The following is a 16,362-nucleotide window of genomic DNA, read 5'->3' on the forward strand; positions in this document are numbered from 1 at the left end:
GGAGTTAACGGATAGTTACTTTAGTTAGCGCTTTAATAAGGCAAAGTAAGACAATTAAGCGATCAATATATCACCTAAGCTTCGAATTAAGCTTGCCGAAGCGAAGCTGCAGTGGCGTCAATCGCCGGTATTTCTTCATCACGGTAGTAAAATGGCTCTGGCTCGAAAAACCGCTCAAATGGGCGATATCGGCGATCGTCATGTGGGTTTCGGCAAGCAGCTTCTCGGCGAAATCCAGCCGCAGATCGAGGACATATTGATGCGGCGGCACCCCGAACGTCCGGGAGAAAGCCCGCACGAAATGATAGGATGAAAGCCCGCAAACCGCCGCCATCTCGGCAAGGGCTATCTTGCGCGTAAAATTCTGATCGAGGAATTCCTGCACCTTGCGCGCGCTGTGGGCGGAAAGGCCGCCCTTCACGTTCAGCGCCGGCTGTCGCGCGGGACTGGGTCCGGACGCCGATCCCGGAGGGCCATCATCAGGCCGCATCTTTCGGTCCCTTGATATTTCGCAGATGGAATTCAACCCGAGATCGCCCTCCCCGTTCCCCCCAAAAACAATTCGTGATTGATCGAGCTGTGGCTGCATTGTCGCTCCGGTTCATTCGATCAGTCCGGCCAGATGGCGAATAATGCACAGGCTGCATGCTATTTCGAATGACTCCCGTAATGCCTGGGTCACAGTGGTGACGGACGTATTTTGGAAAACTCCGGAAGCTTTGTAGGAAATTCCGGTCTTGGATTATCAGACGGCAGGTGTTGCCACTTTGCCATCCTGAGCCTTCGGTTTCTGCCCGGCGCATTTCCGGTCATGGTCGGTGTTCTGCCCCTGTATTTCTTCATGGTTGCAGCCAGATGACTCTGGTCCGAAAACCCCGCGAGGTAGGCGATTTCGGCGATTGCAAGCTCGCCGTCAACGAGTAGTTTTTCGGCGAAGTCCAGGCGCAGGTTGATCAGATAGCGATGCGGCGGCATCCCGAACGTGCTGGCGAACCTTGCTATGAAATGATTGGGGGAAACCCCCGCGACCGACGCCAGTTCAGCGACCATGACCTTTCGCACGAAATTCTCGTCGAGATCCTCGCGAACGCGTCGAGCACCAGCGGCGGAGAGCCCGCCCTTGGGCGACGCGGCCTGCCGGCTGCGGCCGGTGTAGGTGCGCAGCAGATGCACCCCGAACACCGTGAGCAGCGAGTCCAGATAGAGTTCGTTCGGCGGCAGCTTGCCGGTCAGTTCGGCGGTGATCATCTGGGCGATGTTGAGCGCCCTCAGGTCGACCTTGCCGAACGCAGGTGGCTCGAGCTTCACGTCGGAGTGATCGAGTTCATGCGCGGCCAACTCCGACAGCGCTTCGGGAGAGATGGAAACGACGGCATTTTCCCTGGTCTGCGACCAGGCGAAGGTGCTGTCGACTCCAGCGGGATTGACGATGAGGCATCCGACCGGCGCATCGTGTTCCGTGATCTTGTCGCTGCCGAGCGAGGCCCTGAATTTGCGCCCGGGCCTCAGCACGATGCCCGCGGAATGTTCCCTGGCCAGGAACGTCTGCGAGCCGGGACCGCGGACGGAATGGATGACGCTGCCACGCGCGGTGGCTCTTCTGGGACCGGCACTTTCTGGAATGATGTCCAGCACATATCGGGCTACCCGATCGACGCCTCGGGAAACGCCGCGTTCCCGAGCTTCGTCCGCATTTTTCATTCGCGTCGCCTCAGCCGCCTTGCCGCCGCTTGAAATCCCCTTGCCCGAACCCGGAACAAGCGTAACGCAGGCGTCTCGGCTAGGGAAGAACTCCCCCGCGCAAAGAAAAATTCTTATTCGCGAAAAGACAGAAAAAAAGACCGACCGAGGAAGTTGACGAGCATTCTATTCCACGGCGGCGGCAGGTCTGCGCCATCCCTGAGAATTCATTGCTCGTTTTTTGCGCCAAAAATCGGCAACCAGGCAGGACGGAGCGCCGAGCGGCTACAGATCACCGCGACGTTTCTCGTACAGATCCCAGGTGAGTTCGACAAAAGCCAGAAGAACATCGTCGCGGTTCCAGCCGGCCGCGACCGCCGCCTGGACGATATCATGGATGAGAGGTAGCAACTGGCGCTGGCATTCGGCCGACATGTCGCCATCCCCCACGGGAGGCGCCTCGAAGTTGAATTTCGTCATTCGGCGTTCCCCCCGCCTCCAATCGAAGTGTTATACCGCTAATTTCGCCTCCTCTGATATACAACAGATATGGCACCAAAGTACAGGAAGCCTTGGATCACCAGGGCAGCACAGGATCACGCGGTCTCAATGCTTTCCCTCGCGTCAAGTTGGTTTTCCCAGGCCGGAGTCTAGAGGCAATTTCATCGGCTAAAACGGCGCCTGGGAATAGTTTTTTCAACCGAAACACTGGCCGGGCCGCGGCCGCCATCCGCCGATGCGAGGCGCTGACCGGCCGCATTGCCTTCTGCAACCGCTCGCTGGATAGTCCCGGCAATGTTCGAGACCATTGCGACTCACTGGACCCAAATCCTGGCGATCATCTCGGTGGTGATGGCGACCGTCGGCATCGCCCACGCCGTCATGACCAAGGAGGATGTGCGCGCCGCCACCGGCTGGGTCGGCGTGATGGTGCTGTCGCCGATCCTTGGCGTGCTGATCTATGCGGTGGCCGGCATCAACCGCATTCGCCGCGCCACGATCACCGCGCAGCGTCCGTTTGCCGGCGACGCTGCCACCACCAAGATCGAGCGCGATGTCGCCGCCGAGGAGGCCCAGATCGTCGAGCGTTACGGTCAGCGCTTCACCGGCCTGCGGACGCTGGGCGACAGGGTGGCGCGGCGCGCGCTCAACCCGGGCAATGCCATCGACGTGCTGGAGACCGGCGACGAGGCATATGCCGCCATGCGCGCGGCGATCGACGGCGCCGAGCGCAGCGTCCTGCTGGAGACCTATATTTTCGACAATGACGCCGTCGGCCTGCTTTTCGTCGAATCGCTGGCCGGCGCTGTCGCGCGCGGCGTTACTGTTCGCGTGCTGATCGACGCCGTCGGCGCTCGTTACTCCGTTCCCAGCATCCTCGGCCATCTGCGCCGCGCCAACATCCCCGCCGATGTCTTCAACGGCAACATCGTCATGGGCCTGCGCCTGCCCTACGCCAATCTCCGGACTCACCGGAAGATCCTTGTGGTCGACGGCACCGTTGTCTTCACCGGCGGCATGAACATCCGCAAGGGTTTTTCGGCCGAATTCGCAGGCTCCAACAGCGCCAGGGACACGCATTTCAAGGTCACCGGACCTGTCGTCGCCGACCTGTTCTCGGTCGCTGCCGAAGACTGGCGCTTCGCCACCAACGAAGCACTGAAGGGCGACGCCTGGCGAATTGCCCCGCTGTCGCCGGCTCCCGGCCAGCCGATGCTGGTGCGGGCCGTCGCATCCGGGCCGGATGCCAGCAATGAGACCAACCACAAGCTGCTGATCGGCGCCTTCTCGGTGGCGCGCAAGTCGATCCGTTTGATGTCGCCCTATTTCCTGCCGGACCGCGAACTGATCAGCGCCTTGATCACCGCCGCGCGGCGCGGCGTCGAGATCGACGTCGTGGTGCCGGCGGTCAACAATCTCTTCCTCGTCGACCGCGCCATGACCGCGCAATTTGACCAGATCCTGAAGAATTATTGCCGCATATGGCGCACGGGGGGCCCATTCGACCATTCCAAGCTGCTTTCGATCGACGGTGTGTGGGCCTATGTCGGCTCGTCCAATCTCGACGCCCGGTCGCTGCGATTGAACTTCGAGATCGATCTGGAGGTCCTCGACGCAGGCTTTGCCCGCGAGATCGAAGCCCGGATTGGATCGGCGATCGAAGCGGCCACTCCCGTCACCCTGGACTCCTTGCGAGCCCGCCCCTTCATCATCCGGCTGTTCGACCGCATCCTGTGGCTGGGATCGCCCTATCTCTAGATGGGGTTCTCACCCCTATCTCTAGATGGGGTTCTCACCCCTATCTCTAGATGGGGTTCTCACCCCTATCTCTAGATGGGGTTCTCACCCCTATCTCTAGATGGGTTCTCACCCTATCTCTAAAAAAGTCTCTGGCTTTAACAAAACGACGTGTTTGACGGATAGTTTGGTGTCGGCCATGGAACATAAGCACAAAGACTCTATTTGAGGTGCATGGTGAGACCAGCAGGCATGGCAGGCACACGGTGCGGATGAACGGACGCAGCCTCCCGGCAACCGTGCTTTTGTCGATTCGCGACAGGCGGATGCGCAAGGCAAACGCGGCTGCGCACAAGACGACGGCCGCAACTGGAACGCTGGTCGCCTCGTACAACGTCCACAAATGCATCGGCGTCGATCGCAAGTTCGATCCCGAGCGCACCAGCCGGGTCATCCGCGAGATCGACCCCGACGTGATCGCCCTGCAGGAGGCGGACAACCGCTTCGGCGACCGTGACGGGCTTCTCGACCTGCCCCGCCTCGAGCGGGAAACCGGCCTGGTGCCGGTGCCGATTTCGGCCACCGGCAAGGGCCATGGCTGGCACGGCAATGTCCTGCTGTTCAAGAAGGGCGTCGTCCGTGACGTGCATCAGATCAGGCTTCCGGGCCTGGAGCCGCGCGGCGCGGTGGTGGCGGAGATCGAATTGAACGGAAGCGGGACGCTGCGCATTATCGCCGCCCATCTCGGCCTGCTACGCCACTCGCGCTCGCAGCAGGCCCGTGTCGTGCTCGATCTCATGAGCAGCCCGGACGAAAAGCCGACCTTGCTGCTTGGCGACCTCAACGAATGGCGGCTCGGCAACCGCTCCGCGCTCAACACGCTGCACGCGACGTTCGGGCCTCAGCCGCCGGCGGTCCCCACCTTCCCCTCGAACCTGCCGCTTTTGGCACTCGACCGGATCATGACCAACCGGCACGGAATGATCGCAGCCGTGGAAGCCCACGACACACCGCTTTCGCGCGTCGCCTCCGACCATCTGCCGCTCACGGCATTCGTCCGCCTGTAGGACCGGCTTGTCGTCCACGGCCTCGAAAAGCGCCGTGATTCATTTTGGAACGCTAATTCTCTCCGTGAGTTGATACGCATTGAACCCGTAGGAGGACGAGACGTGAAAAAGCTATTTCTGGCTTCCATGGTGGCATTGGCCGCCACAGCCGCAGTCATTGCGCCGACGCAAGCCGCAAGCGTGATTATTCAATCCGACGACAACAACCAGTATTCACCGGACGATCAGTCCGACAACGGCCAGATTGTCGTTCGCCGCCATCACCGCCAGAATTACGACAACCAATATGGCAACCAATATGGCGGCGACCAGAACGCGCAGTATGATGACAACTACAATGGCGATTATCGACGCCATCACCGCCACCACCGCTGCCATATCGAACTGGTCAAGCACTGGCGCCACCACCACAAGGTGATCGAGCAGGTCCGCGTCTGCGGCTGACCTACCCATGAAATAGCGGAACACCGCAGCGCCGTTCCCACAGGCGATCCATGGCGGCATGCAATGATGCGGCATAGTCACGCCCGTTCCAAGGACGTGGCCATGCCGCATTGCACAATTTCGCGGCCTTGCCCACAATGCAGGCATGGTCCGATCCTCCTTAGCCGTCCTGGTGATCGATGAAAATCGCATCCGCGCCTCGATCATCGAGGCCGGCCTGCGCGAGGCCGGGCATCAGCATGTCACCGTGATCCATGACGTGACCGGCATTGCCCGGCGGATCGCCGAGATCGAACCCGATGTCATCGTCATCGATCTCGAAAATCCCAACCGCGACATGCTCGAAAACATGTTCCAGCTGTCGCGCGCAGTGAAGCGTCCGATCGCCATGTTCGTCGACCGCTCCGACCAGGCCTCGATCGAGGCCGCGGTCGACGCCGGCGTGTCCGCTTATGTCGTCGATGGTCTGCGGCAAGAGCGCGTCAAGCCGATCCTCGACATGGCGATCAGCCGCTTCAATGCCTTCTCGCGCATGGCGCGCGAGTTGGAAGAAGCGCGCAGCGAACTCGAGAGCCGCAAGGTCATCGATCGCGCCAAGGGCATACTGATGAAGTCGCGCGGCCTCTCCGAAGAGGCCGCCTACACGCTGTTGCGCAAGACGGCGATGAACCAGAACCGCAAGATCAGCGACATCGCCCAAAGCCTGGTGACCGCGGCCGGGCTGCTGGGGCCGGCGGAGGACGAACGAGCATGAGGCACCAGATCACCGCCGGTTTCATGCCGCTTTTCGACAGCGCCGTTCTGGTCGCCGCGAGCGAACTTGGTTTCGCCGCCCGCGAAGGCATTGAGCTTACGCTGCACCGCGAAACCTCCTGGGCCAACATCCGCGACCGCATCGCCATCGGCCATTTCGATCTCGCGCATATGCTGGGACCGATGCCGCTCGCCTGCAATCTCGGGCTGACGCCGCTCGCCTCCGAGACCATCGTGCCGTTCTCGCTCGGGCTCGGCGGCAATTGCGTCACCATCTCCAACGCTGTCTGGGCGGGCATGGCGGCGCATGGCGCCAAACCCGATCTCGATCCGGCACGCGCAGGCGCGGCACTCGGCGCATTCATCCGTGATCGGGCAGTCGCGGGCCGCGAACCGCTGCGCTTTGCCGTGGTGCATCCGCATTCCGGGCACAATTACGAACTGCGCTACTGGCTGGCCGCCTGCGGCATCGACCCGGACCGCGCAATCGAGATCGTCATCGTGCCGCCCCCCTTCATGGCCGACGCGCTCGCCACTGGACGCATCGATGGCTACTGCGTCGGCGAGCCCTGGAACAGTGCCGCGGTCGCCGCCGGTACCGGCCATATCGTCACCGTCAAGGCGCAGATATGGCGCAATAGCCCGGAGAAGGTGATCGGCGTGCGCAAGGCCTGGGCGGACGAGAATCCCGAGGCGCTGGCGGCGCTGCTGCGCGCGCTGCACCATTCGGCCCGCTGGTGCCAGGATCCGGCCAACCACACCGAATTGGCCGCCGTGATGGCGCGGCCAGGCTTCCTCGGCCTGCCGCCGGCCGTGCAGATGCCGATCCTCACCGGCCATCTGCAATTGGGTGGCGGGGCGGAGCGGGATATCGACGACTTCTTCCTGCCCTTCGACAAGGCGGCGAATTTTCCCTGGAAGAGCCATGCGCTGTGGTTCTACACGCAAATGGTGCGCTGGGGGCACGTCGCGCACACGCCCGACAATCTCGCCATCGCCCGGAATTGCTACCGGCCCGACCTCTACCGCTCGGCGCTGAAGCCGCTCGGTGTCGCGCTTCCCGGGGCCAATGCGAAGGTCGAAGGCGCGCTCAAGGTCGCCACCGCGGTCGGCGCGACCGGTGCCGGCCTGATGCTCGGCCCGGACGGTTTCTTCGACGGCCAGATCTTCGATCCCGATGAGATCGAGAGGTATATTGCCGGCCAGAAATCGGTCCGCGCGGAAGCCTGATCATTTCCGCGCCATTCTTGTGCATTGCACAAAAATTGTGCGCGCGATGGCCCTAATGAACAATCTTTGGCCTGCCCGCCATATTGCCCGGCGCGCCATCGACCGGCATGAATCTCTGATTTCATTGATGTTTTTCCTTTCAACCGAAACTGGCACGGTTCCTGCTTTGGAATAACCAGGCCCTTCGCGGGTCACGGAACAGGCGTCCAATGGCGGGCGCCACAGGCAAAGCTGCCGCTCAGGTCAAAACGCGCTCCCGGTCTCTCGGGCGCGAAGACCTGGCCGGCGGCTTTTTTGTTTTGGAATCGCGTTCAACCGGAGACGACGATGAAGAAGACGATGAAGAACTGGATCGGGACGGGAACATCGCCCAAGGATGTGACGCGTCGCGATTTTCTGGTCAGCAGCGCCATGACGGCCGGCCTGTTCATGGCGGCCCGCAAGCTGTTTCCATCCGGCGCCTATGCCGCGACCGCCGCGCCGGAAGTCACCGGGGCCAAGCTCGGCTTCATCGCGCTGACCGATGCCGCACCGCTGATGATCGCCAAGGAGAAGGGCCTGTTCGCCAAATTCGGCATGCCTGATGTCGAGGTGCTGAAGCAGGCTTCCTGGGGCGCGACGCGCGACAATCTGATGCTTGGCGGTGCCGCCAACGGCATCGACGGCGCCCACATACTGACGCCGCTGCCTTACCTCATGCACACCGGCAAGGTGACGCAGAACAACCAGCCCATGCCGATGGCGATCGTGGCGCGGCTCAACTACGACTGCCAGGGCATTTCGGTCGCGCAGGAATATGCCGGCACCGGTGTCGGCCTCGACGCTTCCAAGCTGAAGGATGCCTTCGCCGCCAAGAAGGCGGCCGGCAAGGAGATCAAGGCCGCCATGACTTTCCCGGGCGGCACGCACGACCTCTGGCTGCGCTACTGGCTGGCCGCCGGCGGCATCGATCCCGACAAGGACGTCTCGACCATCGTCGTGCCGCCGCCGCAGATGGTGGCCAACATGAAGGTCGGCAACATGGACGTTTTCTGCGTCGGCGAGCCGTGGAACGAGCAGCTCGTCCGCCAGGGCGTCGGCTTCACCGCCGCCTCCACGGGCGAATTGTGGAAGGGCCATCCGGAAAAGGCGCTCGGCCTGCGCGCCGAATTCATCGAGAAGAACCCGAACGCCACCAAGGCGATCCTGATGGCCGTCATGGAAGCCCAGCAATGGTGCGAGGCCAAGGAGAACAAGGACGAGATGGCCGCCATCATCGGCAAGCGGCAATGGATGAACGTGCCGGTCGCCGACATTATCGGCCGCCTCAAGGGCGACATCAACTACGGCAATGGCCGCGTCGCCAAAGGTACCGACCTCTACATGAAGTTCTGGAAGGGCGGCGTTTCCTACCCCTTCAAGAGCCATGATTCGTGGTTCCTCGCCGAGAACATCCGCTGGGGCAAGTTCGCGCCGACCACCGACGTCAAGGCGCTGGTCGATCAGGTCAACCGCGAGGATCTGTGGCGCGAGGCGGCCAAGGATCTCGGCGTGGCGGCGGCCGACATTCCGGCCTCCTCGTCGCGCGGCGTCGAGACCTTCTTCGACGGCAAGGTCTTCGATCCGGCCAACCCGTCCGCCTATCTCGACAGCCTGAAGATCAAGGCGTCGGCCTAGCCGGCGCAAACGACGCCCTTGCGCTGTTTGTCGCAGCAAATCCCGACCACGGAGTTTTTCCCAGACATGTCGATCCAGACTATCGAGGATACCAAGGTGAAGGCGTTCCCCGCCAAACCGGCCGAGGTGATTGCCTTCACCGCCAAGGCGCGGCGCCGCTTCGACCCGCTCGCCATCGCCGGCAAGCTGGCGAGCACACTGGTGCCGCCGGTCATCGTCATCGCCCTCATGCTCGTCGTCTGGCAGGTCGCCTGCTCGTCGCCGACATCGAGCCTGCCGCCGCCGAGCCAGGTGTGGAACGAGGCCTACGACCTCATCGCGCATCCGTTCTTCGACAATGGTCCGCAGGATATCGGACTGGCATGGCGGGTGCTGATCTCGCTGCAGCGCGTCGCCATCGGCTTCGGCCTGGCGGCGATCGTCGGCGTGGCGCTCGGCGCGCTGGTCGGCCAGTCGATATGGGCGATGCGCGGCCTCGATCCGGTGTTCCAGATCCTGCGCACCGTGCCGCCGCTGGCCTGGCTGCCGCTGTCGCTGGCGGCGTTCCGCGATTCCAGCCCGTCGGCGCTGTTCGTCATCTTCATCACCTCGATCTGGCCGATCATCATCAACACCGCCGTCGGCGTGCGCAACATCCCGCAGGATTATCGCAACGTCGCGCGCATCCTGCGGCTCAACCCGTTCGAGTTCTTCGTCAAGATCATGGTGCCGGCCGCCGCGCCCTACATCTTCACCGGCCTGCGCATCGGCATCGGCCTGTCCTGGCTCGCCATCGTCGCCGCCGAAATGCTGACCGGCGGCGTCGGCATCGGCTTCTTCATCTGGGACGCGTGGAACTCGTCGCGGCTGCCCGACATCATCGTCGCGCTCGCCTATATCGGCGTCACCGGCTTCTGCCTCGACCGCCTGGTCGCCGGCGTCGGCGCCTTCGTCACCCGCGGCACAACGGCAAAGTGAGGAGAGCGCGATGACCGCCTATCTGAAACTCGACCATATCGACAAATCCTTCGCCCGCGGCGGCCAGGTCAGCGAGGTTCTGAGGGACATCAGGCTGACCATCGACAAGGGCGAATTCGTCTCCATCATCGGCCACTCCGGCTGCGGCAAGTCGACCTTGCTCAACCTGATCGCCGGCCTGACCAAGGTCTCCGCCGGGGCCGTGCTGCTCGAGAACAAGGAGGTCGACAGCCCCGGCCCCGAACGCGCCGTGGTGTTCCAGAACCACTCGCTGCTGCCTTGGCTGACCGTCTACGAAAACATCAACCTGGCGGTGTCGAAAGTCTTCGGCCGCTCGAAGAGCAAGGCCGAGCGGCATGACTGGATCATGCGCAATCTCGACCTCGTGCAGATGGCGCACGCCAGGGACAAGCGGCCGGCCGAGATCTCCGGCGGCATGAAGCAGCGCGTCGGCATTGCCCGCGCGCTCGCCATGGAGCCGAAGATCCTGCTGCTCGACGAGCCGTTCGGCGCGCTCGACGCGCTGACGCGCGCCCATCTGCAGGACGCGGTTATGGACATCCATTCCAGGCTCGGCTCGACGACGATCATAATCACCCATGATGTCGACGAGGCGGTGCTCTTGTCCGACCGCATCGTCATGATGACCAACGGCCCGGCCGCGACCATCGGCGAGGTGCTGCCCGTGCCGCTGGCAAGGCCGCGCCGGCGCATCGAGCTCGCCTCCGACCGAACCTTCCTGCGCTGCCGCGAGGCCGTGCTGAAGTTCCTCTACGAACGCCACCGCTTCGTCGAAGCCGCGGAGTAGCATCATGACCGAAAGATTAGTCATCATCGGCAACGGCATGGCCCCCGGGCGCATGCTGGAGCATCTCCTGGAACAGGCGCCCGGCCGCTACGCCGTCACCATCTTCAATGCCGAGCCGCGCGTCAATTACGACCGCATCATGCTGTCGCCGGTGCTGTCGGGCGAGAAGGCCTATGAGGAAATCATCATCCATGGCGATGGCTGGTACATCGCCAACAACATCACCCTCTACAAGGGCCACAAGATCGTCGCCATCGACCGGGCGGCGAAGACCGTCACCTCCGATCATGGGGTGACCGAGGCCTACGACAAGCTGGTCATCGCCACCGGTTCGGTGCCGTTCATCATTCCGGTGCCGGGCCACAACCTGCCCGGCGTGCTGACCTACCGCGACCTCGACGACGTCCAGGCCATGATGCTGGCCGCCCAGTCGCGCGCCAAGGCCGTGGTCATCGGCGGCGGGCTGCTCGGGCTGGAGGCGGCGGCGGGCCTCAACGCGCAAGGCATGGACGTCACCGTGCTGCACGTCATGCCGACGCTGATGGAGCGCCAGCTCGATCCGGCCGCCGGCTATCTCTTGCAGCGCGCGGTGGAGCAACGCGGCATCAAGGTCATCACCAAGGCCAACACGCAGGCAATCACGGGCAACGGCAAGGTCGAGCAGGTGGAACTCGCCGACGGCACCATCATTCCGGCGACGCTGGTGGTCATGGCCGTCGGTATAAGGCCGAATGCGGCGCTGGCGAAGGAGGCAGGCGTCGCCGTCAACAGAGGCATCGTCGTCGATGCCGGCATGCGCAGCAACGATCCCGACATCTACGCGCTCGGCGAATGCGCCGAGGTCAACGGCATGGTCTATGGGCTGGTGGCGCCGCTCTACGAGATGGCGCGCGTCGCGGCCCACCAGCTTGCCGGCAACGAGGCGGCCGCCTTTGTCCACATGGACACGCCGACCAAGCTCAAGGTCACCGGCATCGACCTGTTCTCGCTCGGCGACTTCGCCGAGGGCGAGGACCGCCAGGAGATCGTTCTGCGCGACGCCGCCGCCGGCGTCTACAAGCGCCTGGTGCTCAAGGACGACCGCATCATCGGCACTGTGCTCTATGGCGAGACGGCGGATGGCGCCTGGTTCAACGATCTCAAGAAGAAGCAGACCGACATTTCGCAGATGCGCGATACGTTGATCTTCGGCCAGTCATACCAGGGGGGTGCCCCGCTGGACCCTATGGCGGCCGTTGCAGCCTTGCCGGATGATGCGGAAATCTGCGGCTGCAACGGCGTCTGCAAGGGCAAGATCACAGGCGCGATCACGGCCAAGGGCCTGACCTCGCTCGACGACGTGCGCGCCCACACCAAGGCGTCGGCCTCCTGCGGTTCCTGCACCGGGCTGGTCGAGAAGCTGATGGTGCTGACCCTCGGCGACACCTACAACCCCGCCGCAGTGCAGCCCATGTGCTCCTGCACCACCCTCGGCCATGACGAGGTGCGTCGGCTGATCATCGCCAAGCAGTTGAAGACCATTCCAGCCGTCATGCAGGAACTGGAGTGGAAGACCTCCTGCGGCTGCGCCAAATGCCGGCCGGCGCTCAACTACTACCTCGTCTGCGACTGGCCGGACGATTACGCCGACGACTACCAGTCGCGCTTCATCAATGAGCGGGTACACGCCAACATCCAGAAGGACGGCACCTACTCGGTGGTGCCGCGCATGTGGGGCGGCGTGACCAATGCCGCCGAACTGCGCGCCATCGCCGATGTTGTCGACAAGTTCGAGATCCCGATGGTCAAGGTCACCGGGGGCCAGCGCATCGACATGCTGGGCATCCGCAAGGAGGACCTGCCGGCGGTATGGGCCGATCTCGGCCAGGCCGGCTTCGTCTCCGGCCATGCCTATGCCAAGGGCCTGCGCACGGTGAAGACCTGCGTCGGCTCCGACTGGTGCCGCTTCGGCACGCAGGACTCGACGGGGCTCGGCATCCGTATCGAGAAATTCATGTGGGGCTCGTGGACCCCGGCCAAGGTCAAGATGGCGGTGTCGGGCTGCCCGCGCAACTGCGCCGAGGCGACCTGCAAGGATGTCGGCGTCATCTGCGTTGATAGTGGCTACGAGATTCATTTCGCCGGCGCCGCCGGCCTCGACATCAAGGGCACCGAAGTGCTCGGCCTGGTGAAGACCGAGGACGAGGCGCTGGAGCACATCGTGGCGCTGACGCAGATGTACCGCGAGCAGGGCCGCTATCTCGAACGCATCTACAAATGGGCCAAGCGCATCGGCATCCCCGAGATCAAGCGCCAGATCATGGACGATGGCGCGAAGCGCAAGGCCTACTACGAGCGCTTCGTCTTCTCCCAGAAATTCGCCCAGGTCGACCCGTGGTCGGAACGCGTCTCCGGCAAGGACAAGCACGAGTTCCGCCCGATGGCTTCAGTCGGGTTTGCGCAGGCGGCGGAGTGAGCGCGATGAATTGGATATCGATCGGCACCCTCTCCGACATCCCGCGCCGCGGCGCGCGCTGTGTCGCCACCCCGCAGGGCAAGGTCGCCGTCTTCCGCACCCAGGACGATCAGGTCTACGCCATCGACGATCATTGTCCGCACAAAGGCGGCCCGCTGAGCCAGGGCATCGTCCATGGCGCGGCGGTGACCTGCCCCTTGCACAATTGGGTGATCTCGCTGGAGACAGGCAAGGCGCTCGGCGCCGACGAGGGCGCAGTACGCACCATCCCGGTCAAGGTCGAGGACGAGAGGCTTTTCCTGGCGCTTGAAGCGCTGGCCAGCCGCGCTGCCTGACCATGGAGATCGGCGCGGCACGCGAGGTGAGGACCACCTGCCCCTATTGCGGGGTGGGCTGCGGCGTGCTGGCAAAGGTCGCCGCGGACAGGCAAGTGTCCGTCCGCGGCGACCCCGATCATCCCGCGAATTTCGGCCGGCTCTGCTCCAAGGGCTCGGCACTGGCCGAGACCATCGATCTCGACGGCAGGCTGCTCCATCCCGAAATCCACGGCCGCCGGACAGACTGGAACGAGGCGCTCGATCTCGTCGCCTCGACCTTTTCGCGGACCATCACCGAGCACGGCCCCGATGCCGTCGCCTTCTATGTCTCGGGCCAGCTGCTGACCGAGGATTATTACCTCGCCAACAAGCTGATGAAAGGTTTTGTCGGCTCGGCCAACATCGACACCAACTCACGCCTCTGCATGGCCTCCTCGGTCGCCGGCCACCGCCGCGCCTTCGGCTCCGACACGGTGCCGGGAAGCTACGAGGATTTGGAACTTGCCGACCTCATCGTGCTGGTCGGCTCCAACCTCGCCTGGTGCCACCCCGTGCTCTACCAGCGCATCGCGGCGGCCCGGGAAAAGCGGCCGGAGATGAAGATCGTGCTGGTCGATCCGCGACGCACCATGACATCCGATATCGCCGACATGCATCTGGCGATCGCGCCCGATGGCGACGTCGCCCTGTTCACCGGCCTGCTCGCCTGGCTCGGCCAGCACAATGCGCTCGACCGCGCCTATGTCACGGCGCACACGACTGGCTTCGGGCAAGCCCTTTTTGCGGCCTCGGCGCTCGATCTTGCCGGTGTTGCCGCTGCCACAGGCCTCAGCGAAGACGAACTTGGCCGCTTCTACGGCCTTTTCGCCGCGACCGCGAAGACGGTGACCGTTTACAGCCAGGGCGTGAACCAGTCATCGTCCGGCACGGACAAGGTCAACGCCATCGTCAACTGCCATCTCGCCACCGGCCGCCTCGGCAAACCGGGAACCGGCCCGTTCTCGGTGACCGGCCAGCCCAACGCCATGGGCGGCCGCGAGGTCGGCGGCATGGCAAACATGCTCGCCGCCCATATGGAGATCGAGAACGCCGAGCACCGTGACCGCGTGCGGCGCTTCTGGAGCGCGCCTGACATTGCGCAAAAGCCCGGGCTGAAGGCCGTCGAAATGTTTCAAGGCGTGGCCGACGGGCGCATCAAGGCGCTGTGGATCATGGCCACCAACCCGGTGGATTCGATGCCGGACGCCGATGCCGTCGAAGCGGCGATCAAGGCTTGCCCGTTCGTTGTGGTGTCGGACGTGCTGGCCAGCACGGACACAGTGCGTCACGCCCATGTGCGGCTGCCCGCCACCGCCTGGGGCGAGAAGGACGGCACCGTCACCAATTCCGAGCGCCGCATCTCGCGCCAGCGGTCGTTTCTGGCGGCGCCCGGCGAGGCGCGGCCCGACTGGTGGATCATCGCGGAGGTGGCGCGGCGGATGGGATTTGCCGAGGCGTTCGCGCACGAGACGCCGGCGCAGATTTTTGGCGAACACGCCGCCCTGTCCGGGTTCGAGAATGATGGTGGGCGGGATTTTGATATTGGAGCTTATGCTGGCATCGATGCTGTAAGCTACGCATCGCTCGAGCCATTCCAATGGCCAGCGCCGGAGAGGGCCGTTCAAGCTGAGCCTCCGCCAGAGCCCGTCGCCTCGACCGAACGCCACCCCATCCGTTTCTTCGCCAGCGGCCATTTTTACACGCCCGACCGCAAGGCGCGTTTCATCGCCATCCGTCCCATCACGGAAACCCGCACCACGCCCGACTTCCCGCTCGTCCTCAACACCGGCCGCATCCGCGACCACTGGCACACCATGACGCGCACCGGAAAAAGCCCGCGTCTGTCCCAGCACATCGCCGAGCCCTTCGTCGAAATCCACCCCGCGGACGCGCAGCACCACGGCATCGGCGACGCCGACATCGTGCGTGTCTCCAGCCCGCGCGGCGACGTCCTGGTCCGCGCCCTGATCACGCCCCGCCAACGCCAGGGCGGCGTCTTCGCGCCGATGCACTGGACCGATCAGTTCGCGGCTAAGGGCCGGCTCGACGTATTGACCGCACCGCTCGTCGATCCGGTCTCCGGCCAGCCCGCGTTGAAACATGTCGCGGCCCACATCGAGAGATTTGCCGCAAAGGCCTTTGGTTTCGCCGTGATGCGCCAGAAGCCGGAACGGGTTGACGCAAGCTACTGGGCGGTTGCCAGGTGCCGAGGCGGATGGCGGGTCGAGCTCGCCTTTGCCGACGCCACCGACTGGACGGCCTTCGCCGGCTCGCTCTTCGAGGCTCCCTCGGCCGAAATGCTCGCCTATCACGACCGCGACGCCGGCCAGCACCGCATCGCCGCCTTCGACGGCGAGCACCTTGTCGGCGCCCTGTTCGTCGCGCCGGGCCCGGTCGCGGTGTCGCGCGGCTGGGCAGTCGAACAGCTCGAAGAGGTCCACGCCAGCCAGCGCGAGCGCTTCAGGATCGTCGCCGGCCGCGCCGGCGCCGATCGGCCGGACGCCGGTGCCACCGTCTGCTCCTGTTTCAACGTCGGAGCCAACCAGATCGTGGCGGCGGTGGCAGCCGGCTGCACCACCGTCGAAGCCATCGGCGGCGCGCTGAAGGCCGGCACCAATTGCGGCTCCTGCCGGTCCGAGATCCGCGCCCTCATCCAGGCTGGCCGCGTTCAAGCGGCCGAGTGAGCAGCAATCTGAGGCGATTGAGCAGTCCGCAGAC

Annotated in this window: 14 protein-coding genes; 11 read left to right on the forward strand and 3 right to left on the reverse strand. The window is 64.0% G+C overall.

Going from position 1 to position 16,362, the window contains the following annotated elements; all coding sequences use genetic code 11:
- Nucleotides 1–70: 70 nt before the first annotated feature.
- The 3 genes from QQK95_RS02530 to QQK95_RS02540 form a co-directional block, all read right to left on the reverse strand.
- On the reverse strand, nucleotides 71–589 hold the full coding sequence (locus QQK95_RS02530) for a helix-turn-helix domain-containing protein (RefSeq protein ID WP_284268560.1): 519 nt from the start codon (nucleotides 587–589) through the stop codon (nucleotides 71–73).
- An 89-nt stretch (nucleotides 590–678) separates the two neighbouring features.
- Nucleotides 679–1,701: a helix-turn-helix transcriptional regulator gene (locus tag QQK95_RS02535; protein ID WP_284268562.1), complete on the reverse strand. Its 1,023-nt coding sequence runs from the start codon at nucleotides 1,699–1,701 to the stop codon at nucleotides 679–681.
- Nucleotides 1,702–1,965: 264 nt separating this feature from the next.
- Nucleotides 1,966–2,160 carry a hypothetical protein gene (locus QQK95_RS02540; protein ID WP_284268564.1) on the reverse strand — a complete coding sequence of 65 codons (195 nt, stop codon included), beginning with the start codon at nucleotides 2,158–2,160 and terminating at the stop codon, nucleotides 1,966–1,968.
- Nucleotides 2,161–2,475: 315 nt separating this feature from the next.
- On the opposite strand from QQK95_RS02540, the gene QQK95_RS02545 reads away from it, so the two are divergent.
- The 11 genes from QQK95_RS02545 (at nucleotide 2,476) to QQK95_RS02595 (ending at nucleotide 16,328) form a co-directional block, all read left to right on the forward strand.
- Entirely contained in the window at nucleotides 2,476–3,939 is a 1,464-nt protein-coding gene (locus QQK95_RS02545) for a phospholipase D-like domain-containing protein (protein ID WP_284268566.1), read from the forward strand.
- A 245-nt stretch (nucleotides 3,940–4,184) separates the two neighbouring features.
- On the forward strand, nucleotides 4,185–4,985 hold the full coding sequence (locus QQK95_RS02550) for an endonuclease/exonuclease/phosphatase family protein (protein WP_409371647.1): 801 nt from the start codon (nucleotides 4,185–4,187) through the stop codon (nucleotides 4,983–4,985).
- A gap of 102 nt (nucleotides 4,986–5,087) precedes the next feature.
- Entirely contained in the window at nucleotides 5,088–5,429 is a 342-nt protein-coding gene (locus tag QQK95_RS02555) for a hypothetical protein (protein WP_284268570.1), read from the forward strand.
- A gap of 145 nt (nucleotides 5,430–5,574) precedes the next feature.
- Entirely contained in the window at nucleotides 5,575–6,183 is a 609-nt protein-coding gene (locus tag QQK95_RS02560) for an ANTAR domain-containing response regulator (RefSeq protein ID WP_284268572.1), read from the forward strand.
- Nucleotides 6,180–7,412 (forward strand): CmpA/NrtA family ABC transporter substrate-binding protein, encoded by a 1,233-nt coding sequence (locus tag QQK95_RS02565; RefSeq protein WP_284268574.1) that lies wholly within the window; start codon nucleotides 6,180–6,182, stop codon nucleotides 7,410–7,412. The genes QQK95_RS02560 and QQK95_RS02565 overlap by 4 nt, the downstream gene beginning before the upstream one ends.
- A gap of 327 nt (nucleotides 7,413–7,739) precedes the next feature.
- Nucleotides 7,740–9,068 carry a CmpA/NrtA family ABC transporter substrate-binding protein gene (locus QQK95_RS02570; protein WP_284268577.1) on the forward strand — a complete coding sequence of 443 codons (1,329 nt, stop codon included), beginning with the start codon at nucleotides 7,740–7,742 and terminating at the stop codon, nucleotides 9,066–9,068.
- 66 nt (nucleotides 9,069–9,134) lie between these two features.
- A complete protein-coding gene (ntrB, locus tag QQK95_RS02575) occupies nucleotides 9,135–10,025 on the forward strand; it encodes a nitrate ABC transporter permease (RefSeq protein ID WP_284268578.1) in 891 nt (296 codons plus the stop codon).
- 10 nt (nucleotides 10,026–10,035) lie between these two features.
- Nucleotides 10,036–10,833: an ABC transporter ATP-binding protein gene (locus QQK95_RS02580; RefSeq protein ID WP_284268580.1), complete on the forward strand. Its 798-nt coding sequence runs from the start codon at nucleotides 10,036–10,038 to the stop codon at nucleotides 10,831–10,833.
- 4 nt (nucleotides 10,834–10,837) lie between these two features.
- Nucleotides 10,838–13,288 carry a nitrite reductase large subunit NirB gene (gene nirB / locus QQK95_RS02585; protein WP_284268582.1) on the forward strand — a complete coding sequence of 817 codons (2,451 nt, stop codon included), beginning with the start codon at nucleotides 10,838–10,840 and terminating at the stop codon, nucleotides 13,286–13,288.
- 5 nt (nucleotides 13,289–13,293) lie between these two features.
- Nucleotides 13,294–13,623: a nitrite reductase small subunit NirD gene (gene nirD / locus QQK95_RS02590; RefSeq protein WP_284268583.1), complete on the forward strand. Its 330-nt coding sequence runs from the start codon at nucleotides 13,294–13,296 to the stop codon at nucleotides 13,621–13,623.
- Between the two features lie 2 nt (nucleotides 13,624–13,625).
- Nucleotides 13,626–16,328, forward strand: a complete 2,703-nt coding sequence (locus QQK95_RS02595) for a nitrate reductase (RefSeq protein WP_284268585.1) — start codon at nucleotides 13,626–13,628, stop codon at nucleotides 16,326–16,328.
- The last annotated feature ends 34 nt before the right edge of the window (nucleotides 16,329–16,362 follow it).

This window comes from Mesorhizobium huakuii (assembly GCF_030160235.1).
GTDB lineage: Bacteria > Pseudomonadota > Alphaproteobacteria > Rhizobiales > Rhizobiaceae > Mesorhizobium > Mesorhizobium huakuii.